At 64.1% G+C, this 23,908-nt stretch carries 21 protein-coding genes; 10 read left to right on the top strand and 11 right to left on the bottom strand.

What is annotated here, in order from left to right:
* Positions 1-16: 16 nt before the first annotated feature.
* Positions 17-1,510, bottom strand: a complete 1,494-nt coding sequence (gene glpK / locus WA950_RS01185) for a glycerol kinase GlpK (RefSeq protein ID WP_424549838.1) — start codon at positions 1,508-1,510, stop codon at positions 17-19.
* A gap of 196 nt (positions 1,511-1,706) precedes the next feature.
* On the opposite strand from glpK, the gene WA950_RS01180 reads away from it, so the two are divergent.
* The 4 genes from WA950_RS01180 (at position 1,707) to WA950_RS01165 (ending at position 5,669) form a co-directional block, all read left to right on the top strand.
* Entirely contained in the window at positions 1,707-2,480 is a 774-nt protein-coding gene (locus WA950_RS01180) for a 3-hydroxybutyrate dehydrogenase (protein ID WP_424549837.1), read from the top strand.
* A 53-nt stretch (positions 2,481-2,533) separates the two neighbouring features.
* Entirely contained in the window at positions 2,534-3,355 is an 822-nt protein-coding gene (xdhC, locus tag WA950_RS01175; RefSeq protein ID WP_424549836.1) for a xanthine dehydrogenase accessory protein XdhC, read from the top strand.
* Positions 3,356-3,628: 273 nt separating this feature from the next.
* Positions 3,629-4,522 (top strand): LysR substrate-binding domain-containing protein, encoded by an 894-nt coding sequence (locus WA950_RS01170; RefSeq protein WP_424549835.1) that lies wholly within the window; start codon positions 3,629-3,631, stop codon positions 4,520-4,522.
* A gap of 94 nt (positions 4,523-4,616) precedes the next feature.
* On the top strand, positions 4,617-5,669 hold the full coding sequence (locus WA950_RS01165) for a D-alanyl-D-alanine carboxypeptidase family protein (protein WP_424549834.1): 1,053 nt from the start codon (positions 4,617-4,619) through the stop codon (positions 5,667-5,669).
* Positions 5,670-5,688: 19 nt separating this feature from the next.
* Here the strand turns inward: WA950_RS01165 and WA950_RS01160 are convergent, their stop codons facing one another.
* From WA950_RS01160 to WA950_RS01150, 3 genes are all read right to left on the bottom strand, one after another.
* Positions 5,689-6,354, bottom strand: a complete 666-nt coding sequence (locus tag WA950_RS01160; RefSeq protein WP_424549833.1) for a CatB-related O-acetyltransferase — start codon at positions 6,352-6,354, stop codon at positions 5,689-5,691.
* A gap of 133 nt (positions 6,355-6,487) precedes the next feature.
* On the bottom strand, positions 6,488-7,297 hold the full coding sequence (locus WA950_RS01155) for an aminoglycoside phosphotransferase family protein (protein ID WP_424549832.1): 810 nt from the start codon (positions 7,295-7,297) through the stop codon (positions 6,488-6,490).
* 31 nt (positions 7,298-7,328) lie between these two features.
* Positions 7,329-7,865, bottom strand: coding sequence for a GNAT family N-acetyltransferase (locus WA950_RS01150; protein ID WP_424549831.1), 537 nt, complete (start codon positions 7,863-7,865; stop codon positions 7,329-7,331).
* 113 nt (positions 7,866-7,978) lie between these two features.
* Here WA950_RS01150 and puuD point away from each other — a divergent pair, with 113 nt between their 5' ends.
* Together puuD and guaD are read left to right on the top strand one after the other, a co-directional pair.
* Positions 7,979-9,211, top strand: a complete 1,233-nt coding sequence (gene puuD / locus WA950_RS01145; protein ID WP_424549830.1) for a urate hydroxylase PuuD — start codon at positions 7,979-7,981, stop codon at positions 9,209-9,211.
* Between the two features lie 6 nt (positions 9,212-9,217).
* The gene (guaD, locus tag WA950_RS01140) at positions 9,218-10,525 is read left to right on the top strand and encodes a guanine deaminase (RefSeq protein WP_424549829.1); all 1,308 of its coding nucleotides are present in this window, start codon (positions 9,218-9,220) and stop codon (positions 10,523-10,525) included.
* 72 nt (positions 10,526-10,597) lie between these two features.
* On the opposite strand, the gene WA950_RS01135 is transcribed toward guaD, so the two are convergent.
* Genes WA950_RS01135 through puuE form a run of 3 tightly spaced genes read right to left on the bottom strand, consistent with a single transcriptional unit; the run spans position 10,598 to position 12,567 of the window.
* On the bottom strand, positions 10,598-11,092 hold the full coding sequence (locus WA950_RS01135) for an ureidoglycolate lyase (protein ID WP_424549828.1): 495 nt from the start codon (positions 11,090-11,092) through the stop codon (positions 10,598-10,600).
* Positions 11,093-11,143: 51 nt separating this feature from the next.
* Positions 11,144-11,641 (bottom strand): 2-oxo-4-hydroxy-4-carboxy-5-ureidoimidazoline decarboxylase, encoded by a 498-nt coding sequence (uraD, locus tag WA950_RS01130; protein WP_424549827.1) that lies wholly within the window; start codon positions 11,639-11,641, stop codon positions 11,144-11,146.
* Positions 11,638-12,567 (bottom strand): allantoinase PuuE, encoded by a 930-nt coding sequence (gene puuE, locus WA950_RS01125; RefSeq protein ID WP_424549826.1) that lies wholly within the window; start codon positions 12,565-12,567, stop codon positions 11,638-11,640. The genes uraD and puuE overlap by 4 nt, the downstream gene beginning before the upstream one ends.
* Before the next feature lie 137 nt (positions 12,568-12,704).
* Between puuE and WA950_RS01120 the strand changes: the two genes are divergently transcribed.
* Positions 12,705-13,079 (top strand): PRC-barrel domain-containing protein, encoded by a 375-nt coding sequence (locus WA950_RS01120; protein ID WP_424549825.1) that lies wholly within the window; start codon positions 12,705-12,707, stop codon positions 13,077-13,079.
* Between the two features lie 6 nt (positions 13,080-13,085).
* Here WA950_RS01120 and WA950_RS01115 read toward each other — a convergent pair whose 3' ends face one another.
* The gene (locus tag WA950_RS01115) at positions 13,086-14,264 is read right to left on the bottom strand and encodes an NAD(P)/FAD-dependent oxidoreductase (protein WP_424549824.1); all 1,179 of its coding nucleotides are present in this window, start codon (positions 14,262-14,264) and stop codon (positions 13,086-13,088) included.
* Here WA950_RS01115 and mnmD point away from each other — a divergent pair.
* A complete protein-coding gene (gene mnmD / locus WA950_RS01110) occupies positions 14,263-14,985 on the top strand; it encodes a tRNA (5-methylaminomethyl-2-thiouridine)(34)-methyltransferase MnmD (RefSeq protein WP_424549823.1) in 723 nt (240 codons plus the stop codon). The genes WA950_RS01115 and mnmD overlap by 2 nt on opposite strands.
* Positions 14,986-14,989: 4 nt before the next feature.
* Here the strand turns inward: mnmD and WA950_RS01105 are convergent, their stop codons facing one another.
* The gene (locus WA950_RS01105) at positions 14,990-18,631 is read right to left on the bottom strand and encodes a PAS-domain containing protein (protein ID WP_424549822.1); all 3,642 of its coding nucleotides are present in this window, start codon (positions 18,629-18,631) and stop codon (positions 14,990-14,992) included.
* Between the two features lie 211 nt (positions 18,632-18,842).
* On the opposite strand from WA950_RS01105, the gene WA950_RS01100 reads away from it, so the two are divergent.
* Positions 18,843-20,435, top strand: a complete 1,593-nt coding sequence (locus WA950_RS01100; protein WP_424549821.1) for a trimethylamine methyltransferase family protein — start codon at positions 18,843-18,845, stop codon at positions 20,433-20,435.
* A gap of 7 nt (positions 20,436-20,442) precedes the next feature.
* Here the strand turns inward: WA950_RS01100 and WA950_RS01095 are convergent, their stop codons facing one another.
* Positions 20,443-20,895: a host attachment protein gene (locus WA950_RS01095; RefSeq protein ID WP_424549820.1), complete on the bottom strand. Its 453-nt coding sequence runs from the start codon at positions 20,893-20,895 to the stop codon at positions 20,443-20,445.
* A gap of 438 nt (positions 20,896-21,333) precedes the next feature.
* Between WA950_RS01095 and WA950_RS01090 the strand changes: the two genes are divergently transcribed.
* The gene (locus WA950_RS01090) at positions 21,334-22,761 is read left to right on the top strand and encodes a DEAD/DEAH box helicase (protein ID WP_424549819.1); all 1,428 of its coding nucleotides are present in this window, start codon (positions 21,334-21,336) and stop codon (positions 22,759-22,761) included.
* A gap of 59 nt (positions 22,762-22,820) precedes the next feature.
* Here WA950_RS01090 and WA950_RS01085 read toward each other — a convergent pair whose 3' ends face one another.
* Complete coding sequence (locus WA950_RS01085) at positions 22,821-23,705, bottom strand: DMT family transporter (RefSeq protein WP_424549818.1); 885 nt, start codon at positions 23,703-23,705, stop codon at positions 22,821-22,823.
* Positions 23,706-23,908: the final 203 nt, after the last annotated feature.

The following is a 23,908-nucleotide window of genomic DNA, read 5'->3' as shown; positions in this document are numbered from 1 at the left end:
AGGATGGGGAGATACGCTATCGCGCGCTCAGCGTGCGCCGCACCGCATCCTTCCAGCCCTTGATCTTCACTGCGCGGGTCTTCTCGTCCATCGTCGGCTCGAAACGCCTGTCGCGCGCCCAGGATTTGGCAAAGCCCTTGCGGTCCAGCCAGACGCCGGCGCGCTGGCCGGCAAGCCAGGCCGCGCCGAGAGCGGTCGTCTCCAGGATCGTCGGGCGGTCGACGGGCGCATCGAGAATGTCGGCGAGGCGTTGCATGGTCCAGTCGGAGGCAACCATGCCGCCATCGACCCGCAGCACCGTCTCCTTGCCGTTGTTGCGCCAGTCCTTCTGCATGGCGTCGAGCAGGTCGCGCGTCTGGTAGCAGACGGCCTCCAGCGCCGCGCGGGCAAATTCCGCCGGGCCGGTGTTGCGCGTCATGCCGTATATCGCCGCGCGCGCCTCCGGGTCCCAGTGCGGCGCACCGAGGCCGGTGAAGGCCGGTACGAGATAGACGTTCTGCGTCGGGTCGGCCTGTGCCGCAAGATCGCCGGTATCGGAGGCGGCCTTGATGACCTTCAGCCCGTCACGCAGCCATTGCACGGCCGCGCCTGCAATGAAGATCGAGCCTTCCAGCGCATAGGTCGTCTCGCCGTCGAGCCGGTAGGCGATGGTGGTCAGCAGCCGGTTCTTCGAGCGCACGATGTCCGTGCCGGTGTTAAGCAGCGCAAAACACCCGGTGCCATAGGTGGATTTCATCATGCCCGGCTCGAAGCAAGCCTGGCCGATCGTGGCGGCCTGCTGGTCGCCGGCAACGCCGAGGATCGGGATTTCCGCGCCGAATAGGCCTGCTTCCGTCACGCCGAAATCGGCCGCGCAGTCGAGCACCTCCGGCAGCATGGCCTTCGGCACGCGCAGGATGTCGAGCAACTCGTCGTCCCAGACGTTCTCCGCGATATTGTACATCAGCGTGCGGCTGGCATTGGTGGCGTCGGTCACATGGGATTTGCCACCCGTCAGCCGCCAGATCAGGAACGTGTCGATCGTGCCGAAGCACAGGTCGCCCTTGGCGGCCCTCGCCCGGGCCCCCTTCACGTTGGAAAGCAACCAGGAGAGCTTCGTGCCGGAAAAATAGGGGTCGAGCAGCAGGCCGGTCTTCCGGGTGAAGGTCTTTTCGAGATCCTGCCGCTTGAGTTTCTCACAATAGGAAGCGGTGCGGCGGTCCTGCCAGACGATGGCATTGTGGATCGGCTTGCCGCTCTCGCGCTCCCAGACGACCACGGTCTCGCGCTGGTTCGTGATGCCGATGGCGGAAATGTCGGAGGCCTTAATATCGGCCTTCTTCAGCGCGGCCTTGACCGACCAGACGACGCTTTCCCAGATTTCCTCCGGGTCGTGCTCGACCCAGCCGGATTGCGGAAAGATCTGTGTGAATTCCTTCTGGCCGGAGCCAACCACCTTCTGCTGGCCGTCGAAAACGATCGCCCGGCTCGAGGTCGTGCCCTGATCGATCGCGAGAACATATCCGCCCATCATTTTCTCCCCATCGGATGGCCTCTCCCAGCCCATTCGGAATCTTCAATACGAGACCAAAACGAATGTCAAAGGAAAATAAAACGCAAATTCCGCTTTGCCCTCAGCGGGACTGTACCGCGCGGAAAACGCAATTGTCATGGTGCAGTTTTTGGGCGTAGGCTACCGCAACGCAGCATATAGGGAGACAGAGAGAATGAAGAGTGTCGTCGTGACCGGCTCCACCAGCGGCATTGGCCTCGCCATCGCAACGGCCTTCGCCGAGAACGACGCCAATGTCGTCATCAACGGCTTCGGTCCGGCTGACGAGATCGAGGCGATCCGGGCAAGGCTCGCCGGCCTCGGCAAGGGCCGCGTGCTCTATCATCCGGCCGACATGACGAAGCCGCACGAAATCGCCGATCTCATCCAGACGGCGGTGGAAGAATTCGACGGCGTCGATATCCTCGTCAACAATGCCGGCATCCAGCATGTCGAGAAGATCGAGGACTTTCCGGTCGAGAAGTGGGACCAGATCATCGCGATCAACCTCTCCAGCTCGTTCCACACGATCCGCGCCGCGATCCCGCACATGAAACGCAAGGGCTGGGGCCGCATCATCAACGTCGCCTCGGCGCACGGCCTCGTGGCCTCTCCGTTCAAGGCGGCCTATGTGGCGGCCAAGCACGGCATCATGGGTCTCACCAAAACCGTCGCGCTGGAAGTAGCCGAAAACGGCATCACCGCCAATGCCATCTGCCCCGGCTACGTGCTGACGCCGCTGGTCGAAAAGCAGATTCCCGACACGGCCAAGGCCCGCGGCATCAGCGAAGCCGAGGTAAAAAGCGACGTCATGCTGAAGTTCCAGCCGACCAAGGAATTCGTCGGCACCGACGAGGTTGCGGCCATTGCCCTGTTCCTCGCCTCGGATGCAGCAAAATCGATCAACGGCACCCATATTTCCGTCGACGGCGGATGGACCGCCCAATAGGTCGCCCGCACCGTCGGCGGCTTGCCGGCGGACGGGTGCGCAAGAAGGATGAAATGAACTTTCTGCAGGACAGTCTGGAGGGCTTTCTCGCCCGCGAACACCGCGTCGTCATCGTCGACGTCACCGCCACCAAGGGCTCCGCGCCGCGCGACGAAGGCACGTTCATGCTGGTGGCGCCGACCGAAATCCACGGCACGATCGGCGGCGGCCAGCTCGAACACACGGCGATCGAGAACGCCCGCAAGATGCTGGCGGATGCCGGCGGCGAGGCAAAACTCGACATTCCGCTCGGGCCCGAGATCGGCGAGTGTTGCGGCGGCCGCGTCGAACTCGCCTTCACCGTCGCGGATGAAGCGGCACGCAAGGCACTCGATGCGCGCCTCACGCAGGAGGAACGGCAAAAACCGCAGGTCTGGGTGTTCGGCGGCGGCCATGTCGGCCGGGCGCTCGCCGAGGCGCTGACCCTGCTGCCGCTGAAGGTTTTCGTCGTCGAGGCGCGCGAGAGCGAACTCGACCAGCTCACCTCCGAGGTGCATCACCGGCTGAACGCCATGCCGGAATCGCTGATCGCCGACATCCCGCCGGGCTCGGCGGTCGTCATCGTCACCCACGACCATGCGCTCGATTTCCTGATCGGCCGGGAAGCGTTGGCCCGCACGGACCTTGCCTATATCGGCATGGTCGGCTCGAAAGCGAAGCGCGGCAACTTCCTGCATCATCTCGAAGAGGCGGGGGTGGACCGCGCAGCGGCCGACCGGCTGGTCCTGCCGATCGGCGGCACGGCTGTCAGCGACAAGCGGCCGGAGGTCATCGCCGCGATGACAGCCTCCGAAGTGCTGCTCGCCTTCGCCGCATGGCGAGGCGAGAAGGTCTAGCGGCCGTCGAGATATCCCAGATCGCGCCTCATGTGGTCGGAGAGGTCGCGCGGATCGAGCCACGGCAAACGCCTTCTTCTGCGCCACCGCAAGGCAAGGGAGAGCTTATGCCACAAGCCCGGCTTTCGAAATTGCAGGACGCCTGCCGGCGTCGGATTGGCAATGCATGTCATGATAAGGCCTCGTAAATCCCATCCATTGCTTGCAGGGTGCGCTGAAAAGTGATGGAATTCCAATCGAACCTTCGTCTGCATACATAAAGAGAACTTGGCCATGAAGATGTCGCGGAATTTCCCGCTCAATGCGCTGCGCGTCTTCGAGGCCGCCGCCCGGCTGGGCAGCTTCACCCGCGCCGGCGACGAATTGGGCATGACCCAGACCGCCGTCAGCTATCAGGTCAAGCTGCTTGAGGAGACGCTGGGCGAGACGCTGTTCCTGCGCCACCCGCGACAGGTCGTCCTCAGCGATGCCGGCGAGCGCCTTGCGCCCAAGGTCGCCGAAGGGCTTGCCAAGCTGGCCGAAGCGGTGGCGGATCTGCGAGGCGCGACGGAGCAGAAGTTGCACATCCACTCCACGCCCACCTTCGCCACGCAATGGCTGAGCCGCACGCTCGGCGATTTCCAGCTCAAGCATCCCGCCATCGCCGTCCGGCTTTCCACCTCGCAGGACCTGATCGACTTCACACGGGAGGACGCGGACGTCTCGATCCGCTGGGGCAAGGGCGACTGGCCGGGTCTCGAGGCCCACCGCATCATGCGCATGGACTTCGCGCCCATGCTCAACCCGGCGCTCGCCGAGACGATCGGCGGCGTGAAAGAGCCGGCCGACCTGTTGAAACTGACGATCATCAGCCCGCCGGATATCTGGTGGCGTACCTGGTTTGCCGCCGCCGGCATCGACAATCCCGACCTCACGCGCTTTCCCCCCAACGAGCTTGGCATACAGACGATCGATGCGCAGGTGGCCATGGCCGGCCAGGGGGTCGCGATCCTCAATCCCGGCCATTTCCGCGCCGAGGTCGCAGCCGGGCTGCTCTACCAGCCCTTCGATCTTACCTGCAACGACGGGCGCGACTACTGGCTCGCCTATCCCGAAAACCGCCGCAACATCCGGAAGATCCGGGCGTTCCGGGACTGGATTCTGGCGACGATGCCCAAAGAAGTTTAACAGCGATGGGGTTCCGACCCTGCCGTGCCGCAGCAAAAGCTTGCGCTTGCGTGGCGCATGATGTCATTAGAACGCCTTCCCCGGAGACTGGCAAATGACCAAAAACAGAATGGCCGGACGTCCCTGGACAAGCATGGCGCTCATCGCCTCGCTTTTCCTGTGCGCACCAGCAAATGCAACGCCCGTGCTTGTGGTCGATGCCGAAAGTCATCAGGTGCTCTATCAGGAGGATGCAGGGGTGCCCTGGTATCCGGCCTCCACGACCAAGCTGATGACGGCCTTCGTCGTGTTCGAAGCGCTGCGCTCCGGCGAAGTGTCGCTGACGACGCCGGTCACCATGACCCGCAACGCGACGAAGCAGGCCTTTCTCGAATCCGGCCTGACCTTCGGGCGGGCGATGACGCTCGAAGACGCACTCTTCGCCACGATCACCGCATCGGCAAATGATGTCGCCGTGGCGCTGGCCGAGGCTGTCGCCACCGACGAGGCTGCCTTCGTCAAGCGCATGAACGACGTTGCAATCCGCCTCGGCCTCACCGGCACCCGTTTCACCAATGCCAACGGCCTGTTCGACAAGAACAACTACACGACCGCGCGCGATCTCGCGATCCTGGGCATCGAAGCGGATCGCCTGTTCCCGGAATATCGCCGCTTCTTCCTGGCGTCCTCCGTCACGATCGACGGCAAGGAGATCAAGTCGAACAACCTGCTGCTGACCCGCTTTTCCGGTACGATCGGCATGAAGACCGGCTTCATATGCGCATCGGGCCGCAACTTCGTCGGACTGGCCGAACGAAATGGGAAAAGCGTGATGGTGGTCGTCCTTGGAGCCACGACAGAGCGCGAGCGCAACGAACGGTCCGCGCAATATCTGACGGAAGCTTTTGACGGCCGTCTGTCTGCCGACGCCGGGACCGTCGAGACCGTCAAGAACCGTACCGATGTCTTGCCGGAGGACATGCGCATCCGCCTCTGCACCGACAAGAGCGCCGCCTACGAGGCCAGTCGGAACGCGCTCTACCCGATGGGGCTGCCGGGCGAGCAAAGCTATCTGCGCGACCAGGTCCCCGCGCAAATCCACGCGATCCGCACCTGGGCCGACGCCAACGTGACGGACGTGCCGATACCGAGCCGTCGCCCCTCATAGCCAACGGGCCTGAGATGATCTAGGCGCTCGCGCCGTGTTTCTGATCGTATTCTAGCGAAGCTGCGGCGAGCGCATCGATATCACTGGCCGTAATGAAAGGCTTCAGCGCATCGAATTTTGCCTTCTCCCAGCGGTAGATGCCCAAAGCGAGGAGCGTTTCGGTGTCGGCTGAAGGAAACCGCAGGCGGATGGGGACAGCCGGATTGCCGCCGACGATCGTATAGGGCGCAACGTCCTTCGTGACGATCGCTCCGGAGGCGGCGATTGCACCCTCGCCGATCGTGACACCCGGCATGATCATGGCGCGCATGCCCAGCCAGGCCCCATCGCCGATGATCGTGTCGCCCTTGCCGGCATAGGCGTCGAGGATGACCTCGGAAAACGGATAGAGGGAGAACCAGTCCGTCCGGTGCGTGTGATTGCCGCCCATCAGGATGACAGCTTCCGCGCCGATGCAGACATAGTCGCCGATATGGAGCTGATCGATCGGCCACATGGGTTTCCATGCCTTGAGGCTGTATTCGTCGCCATAGTGATACCGCACGACGCTCTCCTCGAAGGAGCCCGACCATGCGGCGCTGTAGTAGCTGTGTGTCCCGCGGATATGGATGTTCGGATTTTTCACGGTCTCGTGCAGGAGTTCCACCATGGACCAGTGCTTGAATGGTGCGGGCTCTGATACCATGATGCGAGGACTTTCTGCGCCGGGCTGTGCGAACCAGACCTGAGGTTTCAGGCCAACGATGTGTTCGAATAGCAAGTCGCGCTCGCCCCGGAAAGGCACCACGCCCTTGCTTGATCCCGCAACACGGCGCTGATCAGCCGTCAAGCCGGGCTGCGGCGAGTTCGGCGACCTTGCGGTTGACCGGCGCGTCCTCGCCATCTTCGAGAAACCATGCCCATGACAGCCCGCACCAGGCGAGGATCCACAGAAGCAGGCGCTCCCTCTCCAGCGAGGCAGCCTCGCAGATGATCGCAAGCCGCTGCGAGAAACGCTCCGGATCGGTCGCCACCGGAACGCTCGGATCGGACAGGTCAGGGTTGGTGAATATATTGGCGAAGTCGAAGCCGCGTTCGCCGTAGAGCCCCTTGGGGTCGATTGCCAGCCAGCCGCGCTCACCGAAATCCAGCACATTTTCGTGGTGAAGGTCACCGTGCAGGACAACGGCGTCCTGGGGAGCGGCCAGAAGCAGGCGTGCCGCTTCGGCGCAGCGTGCGAGAATCCCGCCATGCGTCCTTGCGGCAGGCTCCAGCGCGCGGAAAACCTGCGCCAGGGGAACCAGATCCGGCAACGGCGGCTGGCGCTGCGCGTGCAACCGCGCTGCGGTCGTGCAGAGGATGCGGCAAGCCTCTTCGTCGCTGCCCGTGCGCGCCATTTGCGAGAGGGATCGCGCCCCGCTGGCGCGTTCCATCAGCAAGGCTTCGCCGGCATGAGCCAGGACGGGAGCGGCCCCTTCGCCTGCCCACCACGCCATCAGGCGACTGCCCCGGCGCTCCTCATCAACCAGCGCGATCTTGAGCATGGCTTTCTTGCCGGCTTGCCGCACTGGCAACAGGTTGCCGGTATGCGTCTCGATCGGGTCGCCATCCGGCACCAGATGCCAGCGATGCAGATATTCTTCGAACATGGGTCCACTATAGCCTGAAGCGGGCATGCGGCTACCGGCTTCCGCTCCATCCCGAGCGCAGCAGTTCGTACCAGACTTCGCCATGCTCGCTACCCGGAATGGGATCTGGCCAATCGCCCGTGACCGTGCGCGCGTGGTTCATGCCGATCTTTTCCATCACCCGGCGCGAGGCCGTATTCACCGTCATCGTGGTCGCAACGATCTTGTCATAGCCATCGCTTCGAAATCCCCAATCGACAAGGGCCAGAGCCCCCTCCGACGCCAGCCCCTGCCCCCAGTCCATCCGGCGCAAGCGATAGCCGAGCTCGGCCAATGTCTCGCTCTCCGGCCACAGGCAGAACCACCCGACGAACGCGCCGCCGGTGTTGCGACGCGCCGTCCAGACATAGGGCTCGGTTCCCCTCGGCATGAGAAACGTCGCATCCGGGTCGACCTTTTCGTGGTCGACGGCATGTCCGCCATTCAGGAAGCGCATGACCTCCGGATCGAGCTCAAGGCCGATGAAGTCCGCTCTGTCGTCCGGACTGCACGGACTGAGCGTCAGATGCTTCGTCTGCAAAACGGCCATTCAGTCCTCCTCTTCATACCTTGCCATGCGATGACCTGCTGCGCCCCTTCCCTCGCCGGCAAATCTTGCGCAATGTGCGCCTTGAAAGCAGATGTCGAGAGGGGACACACCGCATGTACGAATATGCCATCGCCTGGGAATGGCTGACCTTCGCGGTCCGCTGGCTGCATGTCATCACCGCCATGGCCTGGATCGGCTCGTCCTTCTACTTCATCGCGCTGGACCTTGGCCTCGTCAAGCGGCCGCATCTGCCGGCAGGGGCCTATGGCGAGGAATGGCAGGTGCATGGCGGCGGCTTCTACCATATCCAGAAATACCTGGTGGCGCCCGCCGCCATGCCCGAGCACCTGACCTGGTTCAAATGGGAAAGCTACATGACCTGGCTTTCCGGCTTCGCGCTGCTTTGTCTCGTCTACTACGGCGGCGCCGATCTCTTCCTCATCGACCGCAATGTGCTCGACGTCTCGACGACCGTCGCGATCCTCATCTCGCTCGCCTCCCTCGCCCTCGGCTGGATCCTCTATGACCTCCTTTGCAAGTCGCCGCTCGGGAAGAACACCTGGGGACTGATGATCGTCCTCTATTTCATCCTCGTGGCGATGGCCTGGGGCTATACGCAGGTCTTCACCGGCCGCGCAGCCTTCCTGCATCTCGGCGCCTTCACGGCGACGATCATGTCGGCCAACGTCTTCTTCATCATCATGCCGAACCAGCGGGTCGTCGTCGCCGACCTCATCGCCGGGCGCACGCCGGATCCGAAATACGGCGTGATCGCCAAGCAGCGTTCGACGCACAACAACTACCTGACGCTGCCCGTCATCTTCTTCATGCTGTCGAACCACTATCCGCTCGCCTTCGCGACGGCGTTCAACTGGATCATCGCCGCACTCGTCTTCCTGATGGGGGTGACGATCCGGCACTGGTTCAACACGACCCATGCCCGCAAGGGCAAGCCGACCTGGACCTGGCTTGCCACGGCGCTCCTCTTCGTCCTCATCATGTGGCTTTCCACGGTGCCGAAGGTGCTGACCGGCGAGAGCGCCGATGCGGAACTCACCCCCTCCGCCCAGCGTTTTGCGACGAACGGCCATTTTCCGGCGGTGCGCGACCTTGTCTCGACCCGCTGTTCGATGTGCCATGCCGTGGAACCCGTCTGGGAGGGCCTGCGCGCCGCGCCGAAGGACGTCGTGCTCGAAAGCGATTCCGCGATTGCCCTGCACGCCCGCGAGATCTATCTGCAGGCAGGACGCAGCCACGCCATGCCGCCGGGCAACGTCACCGCCATGACCACGCAAGAGCGCGCCCTCATCACCGCCTGGTTCGAAACTGCCGCAGAAGGAAGCTGACACCCCATGACCCAAACCCTGATCCGCGGACGCCTGCTCTCCTTCCTCCGTCGCCCGGAAGCGATCGACGACACCGCGAGCTATCGCTACGAGGAGGATGGCGGCCTGCTGGTCGAGGACGGCAGGATCGTCGCCGTCGGCTCCTATGCCACGGTGCGCGCCACTGCGCCCGACGATGCGGAAGAGATCGACCACCGCCCGCACCTCATCCTGCCGGGCCTCATCGACACGCACCTGCACTTCCCGCAGATGCAGGTAATTGGCTCCTATGCCGCCAATCTGCTGGAATGGCTGAACGTCTATACGTTCCCGGAGGAATGCCGCTTCGTCGAAAGCGAGCACGCCGCCCGCATCGCCCGCCATTTCTACGACGAGATGATCCGCCAGGGTACGACGACGGCGGCGGCCTATTGCTCCGTGCACAAGGCCTCGGCCGACGCCTATTTCGCAGAGGCCCTGAAGCGCGGCATGTGCATGATCGGCGGCAAGGTGATGATGGACCGCAACGCCCCGCAGGGCCTGCTGGATACGCCCGAAATGGGCTATGACGAAACCCGCGCGGTGATCGCCGAATGGCACGGCAAGGGACGCAACCACGTCGCCATCACCCCGCGCTTCGCCATCACCTCGACGCCCGCTCAGATGGAGATGGCGGCCGCGCTCGCCCGCGAATTCCCCGACCTGCACATCCAGACGCATCTGTCGGAGAACCACGACGAGATCCGCTTCACCAGCGAACTCTACCCGGATGCCATCGACTATACGGATGTCTATGCGAAATACGGCCTGCTCGGCCGCAAAAGCCTGTTCGGCCACTGCATCCACCTGTCGGACCGCGAGGCGGACGCGATGAGCGAGGCGGGCGCGGTGGCGGTGCATTGCCCGACTTCGAACCTCTTCCTCGGCTCCGGCCTGTTTCCGCTGAAGGCGCTGGCGCGGCGGGAAAAGCCGGTGCGCGTCGGCGTTGCGACCGATGTCGGCGGCGGCACGAGCTATTCCATGCTGAAGACGATGGATGAGGCCTACAAGATCCAGCAATTGCTGGGCGAGCGGCTGAATCCGTTCGAGAGCTTCTACCACATGACGCTCGGCAATGCCGAGGCGCTGTCGCTCGCCGACCGTATCGGCACGCTGGAGGTCGGCACCGACGCCGATTTCGTGGTGCTCGACGCGAGCGCCACGCCCGCCATGGCGCTGAAGATGGAAGTCGTGCGCTCGCTCACCGACGAGCTGTTCCTGCTCCAGACCGTCGGCGACGACCGTGCCGTGCGCGAGACCTATGTGGCCGGCAAGGCGATGAAAGCCGCGCTTTGAGGGGAAATGCCGTGCAATGCCGGTCGGGTCAGGCCCGGCCGGCGCGCTTTTCCCCCGCTGCGCCGGGTAGCCTCAGGGCTGTTCGATAGTGAACGGCGTCTCGAGGAAGAACTCCTCCAGATTGACGCCGCCACCCAGGCGATCGACTACGAGGAAATCGCTGACGGCCCCGACCGCGATCAGCGGATGGTGCCAGACATTGCGGCGGTAGTTCACGCCCTGGCGTCCGCCGGCGCGGAAAACCTGCGGCCGGCCTGGCTTGCCGCCCTCGTCCTCGGCGACGATCACCAGCCAGGGACGGTTGTCGAGCGGCGAAAAGCTCTGGCTGCCAAAAGGATGGCGCTCCATCATGTCGACCGTATAGGGGAAGGCCCGCGGGCTGCCGCGGAAGATATTGATGATGACCCGTGCATCCTCGCCCACCGCCTCGGCCTCGGCGAGCGCGTGATAGCGCTCCGTCGTGCCGCCGTTGATATGGCGCATGGAGGCGGGATGGGCCTCGATCACCTGACCGAAGGGCGCGAAGGCTTCCTGGGTCAGCGGTTGGATCGTGAGCGTCTCAGCCATCGGACAGCCCTCCCGGGGAGAGGAAGGGCGGTCGTTGGTAATCAGGCATAGTCAGTCTCCGGGGAGCAGAGCATTCAATCGAAGGAGCGCGATGCGCTCCACTTGGAACTTGGCGGTTTCGAATTCGGCTTCGGTCGTGTTGCCGATGCGCGCCTCGAAGGCGGCAAGGATATCATCCTTGGTCAGTCCCTTCACTGCGATGATGAAGGGAAAGCCGAATTTTTCCGTATAGGACGTATTGAGAGCGGTAAAGCGGGCATGCTCGGCCGGCGTCAACCGGTCAAGGCCCGCGCCAGCCTGCTCCTTGCGGCTATCTTCCGTCAGGCCGCCGGCAATCGCAAGCTTGCCGGCAAGGTCCGGATGCGCGGTCAGCACGCCGAGCTGCTCGGCCTGGCTCGCCTTGCGGAACGCCTCCGTCAACGCACCATGCACGACCGGTGCCGTCAGCGGCAGAACGACAGCGCCGGCGTCGAGCGCCCGCTCGGCAATGAAGGGCGAGTGCTCGAAGACGCCGCCGAAGCGGGCGAGAAAATCGGCGCGGTCGATCATGCCTTGCCCTTGGAGGGATGATGGTTCTCGATCCAGTGACGCGCGATATCGATGCGGCGCGGGATCCAGACCTTCTCGTGACCGAGCACATAATCGACGAAGCGGGCGAGCGCCGCGACGCGGCCCGGCCGGCCGACGAGGCGGCAATGCAGGCCGATGTTGAGCATCTTCGGGCTGCCTTCCCTGCCCTCCTGGTAAAGCACGTCGAAGGCATCCTTCAGGTAGTTGAAGAACTGGTCGCCGGCATTGAACCCCTGCGGCGTGGCAAAACGCATGTCATTCGTTTCGAGTGTATAGGGAATGATCAGGAAGGGCTCGCCATCGAGGCCCGGCACCCAATAGGGCAGATCATCGGCATAGGAATCGGAGGAATAGACGAAACCGCCCTCCTCCATCAGGAGACGCAGCGTATTGGCCGAGGGCTTGCCCTGATACATGCCGAGCGGGTGGGAGCCGGTCAGCTCCTTGTGCAGGCGCACGGCCTCGCGAATGTGCTCGCGTTCCTTGTCCTCGGGGAAATCCTTGTATTCCAGCCAGCGATAGCCGTGGCTGGCGATTTCCCAGCCGGCTTCCTTCATGGCGGCAACCGCTTCCGGGTTTCGCGCCATGGCCAGCGTCACGCCATAGACCGTGGTGGTGACATTGCGGCTGGTGAACAGCCGGTGCAACCGCCAGAAACCGGCGCGCGAGCCGTATTCGTAGATCGATTCCATGTTGAGGTTGCGCTGCCCCGGCCAGGGCTGCGCCCCGACAATCTCCGACAGCAGAGATTCCGACGCCGCGTCGCCATCGAGGATGCAGCTTTCGCCACCCTCTTCATAGTTCACCACGAATTGCACGGCGATATTCGCATCGCCCGGCCAGCGCACTTGCGGCGGATTGCGGCCATAACCGATCAGGTCGCGCGGATAAGTCGTCTCAGTCATTCGATCACCTCGGGAATGGGCGTAACCGTAGCACCTGACATTGGGAAGTCTAATCGAATCTGGTGCATAGCCCCATGCAAAGGAACCATTATCGCCCTGACCCGTTTTCTGTCCATGACAACCAAGGAGAAACACCTATGGCCATGCAGGACGCAAACATTCGCGAAACCCAGGACCTGATCTCCAGCGACAAGGTGGAAGGCACCAGCGTCTACGGCGCCGATGGCAAGCATATCGGCTCGGTCGAACGCCTGATCCTCGACAAGCGCAGCGGTCACGTCTCCTATGCCGTGCTCAGCTTCGGCGGCTTTCTGGGGATCGGAAACGACCACTATCCGCTGCCCTGGAGCAAGCTGAACTATGACGAAGGGCTAGGCGGCTACCGCATCGACGTGACGAAGGAACAGGTCGAAAGCGCACCGCATTTTGAAAGCGACGCCGAATATGACTGGAACCGCCGCAACGGCAAGGCGATCAACGACTATTACGGCGTGCCGCCCTATTGGATGTAGGCGGCGCTAGATCCGCCCGGCGGCCTCGAAATGGGCTGCGACGGTGAACGAGGGCGGCACGTCGAGCGTGCCGCCCTTTATTTCGGAAAGAGCAGTGCGCGCCAGCGCGTGTGCCAGCCCGAAGCTCACCTTGAAGCCGCCGGTCATGAGGCTGATATTCGCGTGATCGGGATGACGGCCCACCATCGGCTCGCGACCGATCGCCTTGGGCCGAAGGCCCGCCCAGCGCTCGATGACCGGCGCATCCGCCAGAACCGGCGCCATCAGCCGAGCCTTTTCGATCAGCACGTCGAGCTGGCCATCGGTGCCCGCCGGATCGCCGAAACTGTTTTCGCTGGTGCTGCCTACGGCCACGAGACCGTTTTCATGCGGCACGATGTAGAGACCATCGGCAAAGATGACCGGCAAGGATGGATCGACAGACGCCTGGAGAACGGCCGCCTGCCCTTTCACCGCCGTCCCGGCCGGCTTGGCCAGCGGCGGCGTCAGGGGTTCGAGCAAGGCGAAGGTCTCGACGCCGGTGGCAAGGACGCAGTCGCCGAATGTCAGGCTGCTGCCATCATCGAGACGAGCCTTGCCGGCGGCCGGATCAAGCCCCGCGATGCCGACGCCCTCGCTGATCGTGACAGTCGGCATAGCGTCGAGCGCGGCGCGCAGCGCAGCAAGCAGCGAACGCGGCGCAAGGCGGGCCGCCAGATGATCGTGAACAAGGCCGTGGGCCATGGCCGCCCCGGCCGGCCAGTTGGCGACGGGCGCTGCATCCAGAACGTCGAAGACAAAAGTCCGCTCGGGCGTGCGCCAGACGGAAAGGGCATCCTGCACATGGCCGAGCGCGATCTCGCGGTTGTGCGGTTTTTCCAGCGGGATGAGGCGACCGGTGCGCCGGTATCCGGCGGAAAGACCGGTTTCGGCTTCCAGCGCCGCGATTTCCGCCTCGAGGGACACAAGCGCCTCGAACTGGAAGGCCTTCTTGGCGTTCCAGCGGTTCGGCAGGTGCGGCATCAATGCGCCGAGCACGCCGCCGCTGGCGCCGGCCCCTATCGTCCGCTTTTCAACGAGGTGCACGGAGCGGCCATCGCGGGCGGCAAAGAGCGCCGTCCACAGGCCCATGACCCCGCCGCCGGCCACGACAAGGTCCACGCCCGGTTGACCGGCGGCCTTCGCGCGACTATCGGCATCTGCCATGGCTGACCACGATCCTGAAAAGACAATCCAGAGCGAAGCGGTCCTCGACTGGCACAAGGGCGATATGCCCTATTCCCGTGCCTTTGACGACCACTTTTATTGCCGCGACGACGGACGGCTGGAATGCGGCCATGTCTTCCTCGCCGGCAACGGACTGCCGGAGCGCTGGCAGCGCGACAAACCCTTCCGCATCGCCGAACTCGGCTTCGGCACAGGCCTCAATCTCTGCGAGACCTGGCGGCAATGGCGCGAAACGGCGCCGGAGGGCGCAAGCCTCCACTTCACTTCCTTCGAGCGGTTTCCGATGGCGCGCGCCGATATCGAACGGGCGCTTTCGCACTGGCCGGAGATTAGCCGGGAGCGCGCGGACCTTGCCGCCCGATGGCCGCAGACGCCGGAAGGCCGCATCGAGATCGAGCTGGAGCCGCGATTGCGCCTCACCGTCGTGTGCGGCGCGGCGCTCGACAGCCTCGCCGCGGAGAATGCGCCTTTCGACGCCTGGTATCTCGATGGCTTCGCGCCGTCGCGCAACCCGGACATGTGGTCTGCGGAGCTGATGGCGGAGGTCTTTCGGCTGACCGCTCCGGGCGGTCGTTTCGCGACCTATGCAGCGGCGGGCTTCGTGCGGCGCAATCTCCTCGCCGCCGGTTTTGCGGTGGAGCGCCGGCCGGGCTTTGCCGGAAAGCGCGAAATGCTCTGCGGCGAAAGACCTTCGGCCTGATCGCTCAGTGCACCGTGCCGCTGACGGCCTTCGTCTTGCTGCGCTTCAGCCAGCGGTCGAGCTTTTCTTCCAGTCTCTCGATGCTGATCGGCTTGGCCAGATAGTCGTCCATGCCGGCGGCAAGACATTCGTCGCGGTCGCCATCGAGCATATGGGCGGTGACGGCGACAATCGGCACCCGGTGGCCGGTGCCGTTTTCAAGTTCACGGATCGCCCGGCTCGCCTGAAGGCCGTTCATCACCGGCATGGAAACATCCATCAGGATCATGCCCGGCCGGCTCGTGCGGAAAACCTCGATGGCCTCCTCGCCGTTCCCGACCAGACGGAAGCGGAGGCCGGAGGCCATCAGCATCTGGGTGAAGAGGATCTGGTTGACCTCGTTGTCCTCGGCCACCAGCACGTCCAGCCCATCGCTTTCCGTCGCGCCAGCGGGTGCCGCCACGGTCGGGCGAAGCGGCAGGACCTTGCCCTTCGCTGCGCTCGCAGGGATTTTCATCCCGCGTGCCGCACGCAGCACCTCGCAGACCGTCTCGCGCAGGAGATCGGCGCGCACGGGTTTCATGAGATGAGCCTGGATATCCTGCGAGGAAAGCAGCGGGTCTTGGCCCGGCAGGTTCATCGAGGTGAGCACGATCAGCGAGACACCGGCCGTCGCGGCGCTGTCGCGCAGCGTGCGCACGAAATCCGGTGAACGATCCGGCCGGTAATCGAGAAGGACGGCATCCACCGCCAGGCCCATATCCGCCGCTGTCGTGAGCACGGCGAGCGCTTCGGCCTCCGAGCCGACCGCGGTCGCATCGAACCCCCAGTCGAGCAGCATGTCATGGGCCGCCTTACGGGAAAGCTCGTGCGCATCGACGACGAGAATGCGCGCGCCGGGCGCCTTCGCAGGCACGATGCGGACCGGCAGCGAGGCGACGGCAAGCGCCATCGGCAGGCGCACGGTAAAGGCCGAACCTCTGCCGACTTCGCTCGTAGCCGTCAGCGCGCCTCCGAAAAGCCGCGTCAGCGCGTCGGTGATGGCAAGGCCGAGGCCGGTGCCTTCATGCCGGCGCGTCGAGGAGGTGTCGACCTGCGAGAACTTCTCGAAGATCGATTCCATCTTCTCGGTCGGAATGCCGGCGCCTGTATCCTCGATGCGGATGACGATCTCGACCTCGCTCTCGCTCATGTGCGAGGCAAGGTCGATGAGCACATGGCCGCGATCGGTGAACTTGACGGCATTGCCGACGAGGTTGGTGACGATCTGCCGGAAGCGTCCGGCATCGCCCATCACCGCCGCCGGCATGTTCGCCGCCCCGCGCACGACGAGCTCAATATCCTTCTCCGCAGCCTTCGCCGACAGCAGCGTCGCCACGTCCTCGATCGCCTCGACCGGACTGAAGGCAACCTCGCGCAAGGTCATCTGGCCCGCATCGATCTTCGAGAAGTCGAGGACGTCGTTGATGATGGTCAGCAAGGCATTGCCTGACTTCACCATGATGTCGATGAAGGTTTTCTGCCGCGTGTCGAGGTTCGACTTGGCGAGAAGCTCGGCCATGCCAAGCACGCCATTCATCGGCGTGCGGATTTCGTGGCTCATATTGGCCAGAAATTCCGACTTCGCCTTGTCGGCCATCTCGGCGCGCGTGACCAGCCGGCGCAACTCTTCCTCGCGGCTCTTGAGGTCGGTGATGTCGGAAAAGACCATGACGCTGCGGCCGCGGCTCGACGGGGTCACGTCAAGGCGAAGCCAGCGCTGGTAGCCGCTGAACACCGTCAGCGAGGCGGGCTTGCCGGTGAGGAGGATCCTGCCGAAGTCAGCGGCATCGACGGGCTCTTCGCCGACAAAGCCCGGTATCTGCCGATCCACGCAGCTTTGCAGGATATCGGAAACGCGCGTGCCGGGCTGAAGCAGCTCACGCGGCATCGTGATCATCGTGGAGAGCGCCTCGTTGGAAAGCACGACCATGCCATCTTCGATGATGAGCAGGCCCTGGCTCATGGAGGACACCGCATCCTTGACGAGGCTGCCGACTTCCTCCAGCGCGCTGCGCGTCTCGAGCACCTCGCGCTCGCGCTCGCGCCGCTCGGTAATGTCGATATAGGTCAGCAGGCTGCGGCCGCCGGAAATCGCGCAGCTGGCCTCGATCAGCGTGCGGCCGTTGGAATAGGCGACTTCGCGCACAGGCCGGCTGCCGGATCGAATGCTGCACAGTGCCTGCTCATGATTTTCCGTGCTCGAGCCGCATCCGTCCTCCAACGCTCCGCCCTGCTCCTGCTGGAAGCGAAGAAGTTCGCCGAGGGGGCGCCCCTTCAAGGAGGGTAGCGCGCCGCCCCATAGCTCCTTGAACGCACCATTGCTGAGTTCGATGATGCCGATCTCGTCAACCACCACGATCCCGACCGGAAGCGATTCGACCACGCTTTCAAGGTCGGAGCGCGCGGTTTCCGCCTGGCGCTGCGCTTCGATCAGCTGGTCTTCGCGCTTCTTCAGCACGGTCGTGTCGGTGATCGAGCCGATCAGGTAGCTTTTTTCATCGAGCGTCGTGACGCGGTGAAGCCGCGAGATCGTCGGTCGTGCCGAACCGTCGGCGCGGAGGTAGTCGATCTCGGATTCGAACAGTTCGCCGGTATCCAGCACGAACTGGTTCTGCTCGTGAAATTCTTCCCCCTGCTCGGGATACATATCGAGCGTGGTGAGGCCAAGCAACTCTTCCGGCTGGCGTCCCGTCAGTTCGACATAGGCCCGGTTGGCGAAGATCATGCGCTGGTTTTCGTCGCGCATGAAGCTGGCGACCGGCAACTCGTCGAGCAGCGCGCGATAGAGGCCGATTTCCTGCGAATTCTGCTTGAGCCGTCCTTCGTTTTCCTTCAGCGCCGTCACATCGAGGCGAAGCATGACGAGGGCGCCGTCCTCCCGGCGCTGCGTAACGAGCCGGACCCAGCCGTCCGCCATGCGACAAACGGACTCGAAGAGCGGCAGGTCGTAGCTGGCGAGCCGCGCGGCAACCCAGCGTTCGCGCTCTTCCGCCGGCGTATCGCCCGCCTCGACCTCGTGCAGTGCCTCCGTTACCGCTGCAAGGCCGACGGGCCCGTCCGCAAGCGCGCCGACAAGCTCCCGGTAGAGTGCCCGCATGCTGCGATTGGCATAGGTCAGACGGTTGTCGGCGTCGAAGACGGCAACGCCGGTGCCCAGCGTATCGAGCGCGCCTTCCACCTGCTCGGGGACGGGAGTTTCCGTTTTTTCCCGGTCCCGGACGACGGAAGCCTGCCGAGCCGCCGCACCGTTTGCATTCGCCGCCGGCACGTCCGTCGAGGGGGCGAAGAGGCCGACGAGGATGGAAAGTGTCGGGGAAATCCGCTCACGCTTCAGTGCGATGTCATAGCTGTCGCCACCCAACGGATGGATATAGCGGGCGCGTTCGGCATTGCCGAAAATCAGGCATCTGCGCTCCGGATCATCCCTGTCACCATGGCCCGGCGCTTCGCCAGTCTCGTCGCTGCGAAGGCCGACCATGTCCGCGGGCGCATGGCCAAAGAGCCGCGCATAGGCCTCGTTGACAGCCAGATAGCGCAGTTCGCTGCTCTTGACGTAGGCCGGATGTGCGTGTTCGCGAACGCGCGCGCACGCTGCAACCAGCAATTCATCTTGAGGGTCAGCCACGCCAAGCGCTCCCCGAAGCGGGATGGAGGGAGAAATTCATACCACCCGGGGAGTATCATCAATCCTTGAACGGATGGTTAACCGTTCGTTGCCGCACCCGTCCGGCCCTTCCTTATCCACGAGAGCACCTGCCTGTCGCAAATGGCGGGGCATGCCGCCGCAAGCCGTGCGACAACAAGGAAGAGGGAACCAGACCGGGGATGCGCCGCATATGGGTGACGTGATCAAGCTCGAAAATCACCTCGAACAACCGGAGAATGGCGCAGACGACACACCCGTCGAGCGCCGCCGCCAGAATGTCGCACGCAGCGCAAGGCGCGCGCCGCCCAACGCGAAATATCTCGACCTCGTCAACACCACAGCCAAATCCGCCGTTCTTTCCGAAGATGCGCTGGAGGCGGTTCACCAGGCCTCGCTCACCATCCTCGAAGAAATCGGCATGGACATCATCCTGCCGGAAGCGCGCGAGCGCATGAGGGCGGCGGGCGCCGACGTCACGCCCGGCACCGACCGGGTGCGTTTCGATCGCGGGCTCATCATGGCGCTGATGGCCCATGTCCCCTCCACCTTCACCATGCATGCCCGCAACCCGGTGCGAAACGTGGAGATCGGCGGCGACAATCTGGTCTTCGCACAGATCGCCTCCGCGCCCTTCGTCGCGGACCGGGACGGCGGGCGACGTGCCGGCAACCAGGAAGACTTCCGCAAGCTCGTCAAGCTCGCCCAGTGCTACGACATCATCCACACCACCGGCGGCTATCCGGTCGAGCCCGTCGACATCCATGCCTCGATCCGCCACCTCGATTGCCTCTCGGACATGGTGAAGCTGACGGACAAGGTCTTTCACGTCTATTCGCTCGGCCGGCAGCGCAATCTCGACGGCATCGAGATCGCCCGCATCGGCCGCGGCATCTCGATGGAGCAGATGGAGCGCGAGCCCTCGCTCTTCACCATCGTCAACACTTCCTCGCCGCTGCGCCTCGACGGGCCGATGCTGCAGGGCATCATCGAGATGTCGGCGCGCAACCAGGTCGTCGTCGTGACGCCGTTCACGCTCGCTGGCGCCATGGCGCCGGTAACGATCGCCGGCGCGATCGTGCAGCAGAATGCCGAGGCGCTTGCCGGCATCGCCTTCACGCAGATGGTGCGCAAGGGCGCGCCGGTCATGTATGGCGGCTTCACCTCCAATATCGACATGAAGACGGGCGCGCCGGCCTTCGGCACGCCGGAATATATGAAAGCGGTCATTGCCGGCGGCCAGCTCGCGCGGAAATACAACATCCCCTACCGCACCTCGAACACCAACGCCTCCAACACGCTGGATGCGCAGGCCGCCTACGAATCGGCCTTCTCGCTCTGGGCGCTGACGCAGGGCGGCGGCAATTTCATCATGCATTCGGCCGGCTGGAGCGAGGGCGGCCTGACCGCCTCCTTCGAGAAATTCATCCTCGACGTCGATATGCTGCAAATGGTGGCGGAATACCTGACACCGCTCGATGTCGGCACCGATGCGCTCGGCATCGAGGCGGTGCGCGATGTCGGTCCCGGCGGGCATTTCTTCGGCACCCCGCATACGCTGGCGCGCTACGAGACCGCCTTCTATTCGCCGATCCTTTCCGACTGGCGCAATTTCGAGGCATGGACGGAAGCCGGCCGGCCGACCACCTATGACCACGCCAACCGGGTCTTCAAGGAAAAGCTCGACACCTATGAAAAGCCGCCGCTCGACCCTGACATCGAGGACGAACTGGATGCGTTCGTCGCCAGGCGCAAGGAAGAGGGCGGCGTTCCGACGGATTCCTAGGAGAAGATCAGGTGTCGAACATGATGGAGCGGACGGAGGCGATCAGCTTTTCCGTCGGCAGGTTGGAGAAATTCCTGTCGATCTCGGCCGTGGTCAGCGCACGGGCCTTTTCCGACAGCTTGGCGCGCAGATCGCCCAGCGTCTGCGGCGCGGCGCAGACCACGAGCCGGCCGAAAGCGCCTTCGGCGGCATAGTCGTCGATACGGCCGGCAACTTCGGCGGTGAATTTCAGTTGCTCCTCACGCACCGGATCGCTCGAATATTCCATGGCCGAGCGCCCCTGACCGACGGAGGCGTGGCCGCGTCCGGGCTTGTCAGCCATGATGTCCTGTGCCTTCCTCGGCTCCCAGCGAAAGACTTCCTGCTCCGGGTTCTGCTGGCCATCCTTCAACAGGTTCACCCCCTTGAGCAGGCGGGCCTGGTTGCCGTCGGCGGCAAGAATCCAAGTCGTACCGGTCATGTTTGCACTCCCGTAGCAAGGTTTGTCGACGCGCAGACCATTCTGCGCGCCGCAGCATCCAACATGATTGTGGCGGATGGGTGCCGCAAGGCGCCGGGGCTCGTTCACCGTGCCCTCAAAGGCGCAGCCGCGGCAGGGATTGGGCGCCAATCCTTTCGCACCTGCGAAAGTAGCGCTTGACTTTTCGACGCAAAACAACGACATGAGCCGAAGCGTCGCCCTTCGGCCGCCGCGTGAGCGAGCCTGCGATTTCCCCATCGGGGATGCTAAGAAGGACAAGCGCAAGAGAACGATCCGCCTCACTTTGCGGATATTGCGCAGACGATAGCCAACCAACCCACAAGTTCCCAATTCACGCGGGGTTCTTGACGCCGAACGAAACCGGAAGCGCATGGTGCGTTCCGGCGATGTGCGTTTGGCGCCCCGAAAGGTATACACTTGACCACTTTTCACGACCTCGGCCTGTCGCAGACCATCGTCGCCACCCTTTCCGCCCTCGGCTTTGAAAAAGCGACGCCGATCCAGGCAAAGGCCATCCCGCTCGTCATGGAAGGCAACGACCTGATTGGCCTGGCCCAGACCGGCACCGGCAAGACGGCCGCCTTCGGCCTCCCGATGATCGAAAAGCTTCTGCTGGAAGCCCGTCGCCCCGACCCGCGCAATATCCGCGCCCTGATCCTCGCCCCGACCCGCGAACTGGTGAACCAGATCGCCGACAACCTGCGCGACTTCGTGAAGAAGACGCCGCTGCGCGTTGTCACCGTCGTCGGCGGCGCCTCGATCAACAAGCAGTCGGAAATGCTGAACCGCGGCACCGACATCCTCGTCGCCACCCCCGGCCGCCTGCTCGACCTCATCGCCCGCAAGGCCGTGACGCTGACGCAGGCCCGTTACCTCGTGCTCGACGAGGCCGACCAGATGCTCGACCTCGGCTTCATCCACGACCTGCGCAAGATTTCCAGGCTGGTGCCGAAGAACCGCCAGACGCTGCTCTTCTCGGCCACCATGCCGAAGCTGATCGGCGAACTGGCCGGCGAATATCTCGTCAACCCGAAGAAGGTCGAAGTCTCCCCGCCCGGCAAGGCTGCCGACAAGGTGGAGCAGTACGTCCACTTTGTGCCCGGCAAGGACCACAAGACCCAGATTCTCAAGCAGACGCTTACCGCCAACCCGGACGGTCTTTCGCTCGTCTTCTCGCGCACCAAGCACGGTGCGGAAAAGCTGATGAAGCACCTCGACCAGGTCGGCTTCAAGGCCGCCTCCATCCACGGCAACAAGAGCCAGGGCCAGCGCGAGCGGGCACTGAAGGCCTTCCGTGATGGCGAGATCCGCGTGCTGGTCGCCACCGACGTCGCAGCCCGCGGCATCGACATTCCCGGCGTCACGCACGTCTACAACTACGACCTGCCGGAAGTGCCGGACGCCTATGTCCACCGTATCGGCCGCACGGCCCGCAACGGTCGCGACGGCATCGCCATCGCCTTCTGCGCACCGGATGAAGCACACCTGCTGCGCGACATCGAGCGCCTGATGGGCATCAACATCGCTGTCGCCAGCGGTGAAGCCCCCGCCGTCATCACGGCCGGTCCGGGCGGCAAGTCGCGCAAGGGCCGCAGCGGTAGCGGCCAGCGTGCCGCCGCAGGTCGCGCAGGCCAGCGTCCGGCGCGCAAGCCCTTTGGCGACGGCAACCAGTCAGCCTCCGAAGGCGGCGCACCGGCAGCCGGCAAGCGCGCCAATGGCGCGCGCCCGCCGCAGAAGCAGGGCGAGCGCCAGAACCGCAACCATGGCGGTGGCAATGGCCAGGGTCGTCCGAACCAGAACGGCAAGCCGCGCCGGCCGGAAGGCCAGCGCCGCGAACAGGCCTGATCTGAAACGACATTGCTGATCGAGGGAACGGCGGGCTTCAGCCCGCCGTTTTCGTTTGCTCACTCGGCGGGCGCCGGATCCTTGCGGTTGGTGAGATAGACGCCGACCACGACGATCGCGGTGCCGGCGATCATCGGAATGGTCAGCTCCTCGCCGAAGATGGCGGCCGCCTGAAGCGCGGCGATCGGCGGCACGAGGTAGATGAGCGAGGCAGCGCGCGAAACCTGACCGCGGCGCAGCAGGTAGAGCAGCAGCAGGATCGCCCCCATCGAAATGCCCAGCACCGACCAGGCGAGCAGCGCGAGGAAGGCAAAACCGAAATCGACATGCAAGCTTTCCAGCCCGAGCGCCAGTGGGAAGGTAACGATCATCGCCCCGACATATTGCAGCGTGGCGATCGAGCGGATGTCCCCCGTCTGCAGATATTGCTTCTGGTAGATGGTGCCATAGGTCACCGCGGCCATGCCGAGCATGTTGACGATGAGGGCGAAGGCCGGAATTTCCGCCGCGCCCTGGCCGAAGAATTTCGGCAGAACCGCAAGCAGCACGCCGAGAAAGCCGAGACAGAGGCCGAGCTTCTGCCGCCCGTTCAGCCGCTCGCCGATGAAGAAGGGTGCGGCAAGCGCCGTCATCAGCGGCTGGAGGGCGGCGATGATCGAGGACAGCGCCGCCGGCACGCCCTCGCCGATCGCCCACCAGACCGCGCCGAGATAGATGCCATGCAGGAAGGCGCCGGAGATGACGGCGTGCACGATGGTGCGCGTATCGCGCGGCCAGGAAGCGCCCGATAGCCAGCACAGCGCGCCGAACAGGATGGCCGCGGTGACATAGCGGATGCTGAGGAAGGTCAGCGGTTCGGAAACGATGGCGCCGAACTTGGCGACGACCCAGCCGGTCGACCAGAGCAGGACGAAGATGGCGGGCGCCAGGCGATCAAGGGTCATGGGATTTCCGGCAGGAGAACAATCGGTGCGCGAGCGATAGGCACCGTGCCGCTGATCGTCAAAGCAATTTCCTTGATGGTTAGGTTCAAGGAAAAGCGACGAGGACCGGCCTGTCGGCATCTGCCCGTCAAAGCGGCATTTCAGAAAACCTGATCGAACCGGCCTGCCCCGCAAGGTGGCGGCACTCAATCCCGCCGAACCGT

It is taken from the genome of Shinella sp., assembly GCF_049651085.1.
In the GTDB taxonomy this organism is placed as follows: domain Bacteria; phylum Pseudomonadota; class Alphaproteobacteria; order Rhizobiales; family Rhizobiaceae; genus Shinella.
This window is presented reverse-complemented; position numbering and strand designations above follow the sequence as displayed.

What these genes read in the sequence shown, in the direction of transcription:
- WA950_RS01085 (WP_424549818.1), bottom strand. Translation starts at nt 23,705, where the DNA reads ATGACCCTTGATCGCCTGGCGCCCGCCATCTTCGTCCTGCTCTGGTCG.
- guaD (WP_424549829.1), top strand. Translation starts at nt 9,218, where the DNA reads ATGACCCAAACCCTGATCCGCGGACGCCTGCTCTCCTTCCTCCGTCGC.
- WA950_RS01160 (WP_424549833.1), bottom strand. Translation starts at nt 6,354, where the DNA reads ATGGTATCAGAGCCCGCACCATTCAAGCACTGGTCCATGGTGGAACTC.
- WA950_RS01165 (WP_424549834.1), top strand. Translation starts at nt 4,617, where the DNA reads ATGACCAAAAACAGAATGGCCGGACGTCCCTGGACAAGCATGGCGCTC.
- WA950_RS01115 (WP_424549824.1), bottom strand. Translation starts at nt 14,264, where the DNA reads ATGGCAGATGCCGATAGTCGCGCGAAGGCCGCCGGTCAACCGGGCGTG.
- WA950_RS01170 (WP_424549835.1), top strand. Translation starts at nt 3,629, where the DNA reads ATGAAGATGTCGCGGAATTTCCCGCTCAATGCGCTGCGCGTCTTCGAG.
- glpK (WP_424549838.1), bottom strand. Translation starts at nt 1,510, where the DNA reads ATGGGCGGATATGTTCTCGCGATCGATCAGGGCACGACCTCGAGCCGG.
- WA950_RS01135 (WP_424549828.1), bottom strand. Translation starts at nt 11,092, where the DNA reads ATGGCTGAGACGCTCACGATCCAACCGCTGACCCAGGAAGCCTTCGCG.
- WA950_RS01100 (WP_424549821.1), top strand. Translation starts at nt 18,843, where the DNA reads ATGGGTGACGTGATCAAGCTCGAAAATCACCTCGAACAACCGGAGAAT.
- mnmD (WP_424549823.1), top strand. Translation starts at nt 14,263, where the DNA reads ATGGCTGACCACGATCCTGAAAAGACAATCCAGAGCGAAGCGGTCCTC.
- uraD (WP_424549827.1), bottom strand. Translation starts at nt 11,641, where the DNA reads ATGATCGACCGCGCCGATTTTCTCGCCCGCTTCGGCGGCGTCTTCGAG.
- xdhC (WP_424549836.1), top strand. Translation starts at nt 2,534, where the DNA reads ATGAACTTTCTGCAGGACAGTCTGGAGGGCTTTCTCGCCCGCGAACAC.
- WA950_RS01095 (WP_424549820.1), bottom strand. Translation starts at nt 20,895, where the DNA reads ATGACCGGTACGACTTGGATTCTTGCCGCCGACGGCAACCAGGCCCGC.
- puuD (WP_424549830.1), top strand. Translation starts at nt 7,979, where the DNA reads ATGTACGAATATGCCATCGCCTGGGAATGGCTGACCTTCGCGGTCCGC.
- WA950_RS01180 (WP_424549837.1), top strand. Translation starts at nt 1,707, where the DNA reads ATGAAGAGTGTCGTCGTGACCGGCTCCACCAGCGGCATTGGCCTCGCC.
- puuE (WP_424549826.1), bottom strand. Translation starts at nt 12,567, where the DNA reads ATGACTGAGACGACTTATCCGCGCGACCTGATCGGTTATGGCCGCAAT.
- WA950_RS01150 (WP_424549831.1), bottom strand. Translation starts at nt 7,865, where the DNA reads ATGGCCGTTTTGCAGACGAAGCATCTGACGCTCAGTCCGTGCAGTCCG.
- WA950_RS01120 (WP_424549825.1), top strand. Translation starts at nt 12,705, where the DNA reads ATGGCCATGCAGGACGCAAACATTCGCGAAACCCAGGACCTGATCTCC.
- WA950_RS01155 (WP_424549832.1), bottom strand. Translation starts at nt 7,297, where the DNA reads ATGTTCGAAGAATATCTGCATCGCTGGCATCTGGTGCCGGATGGCGAC.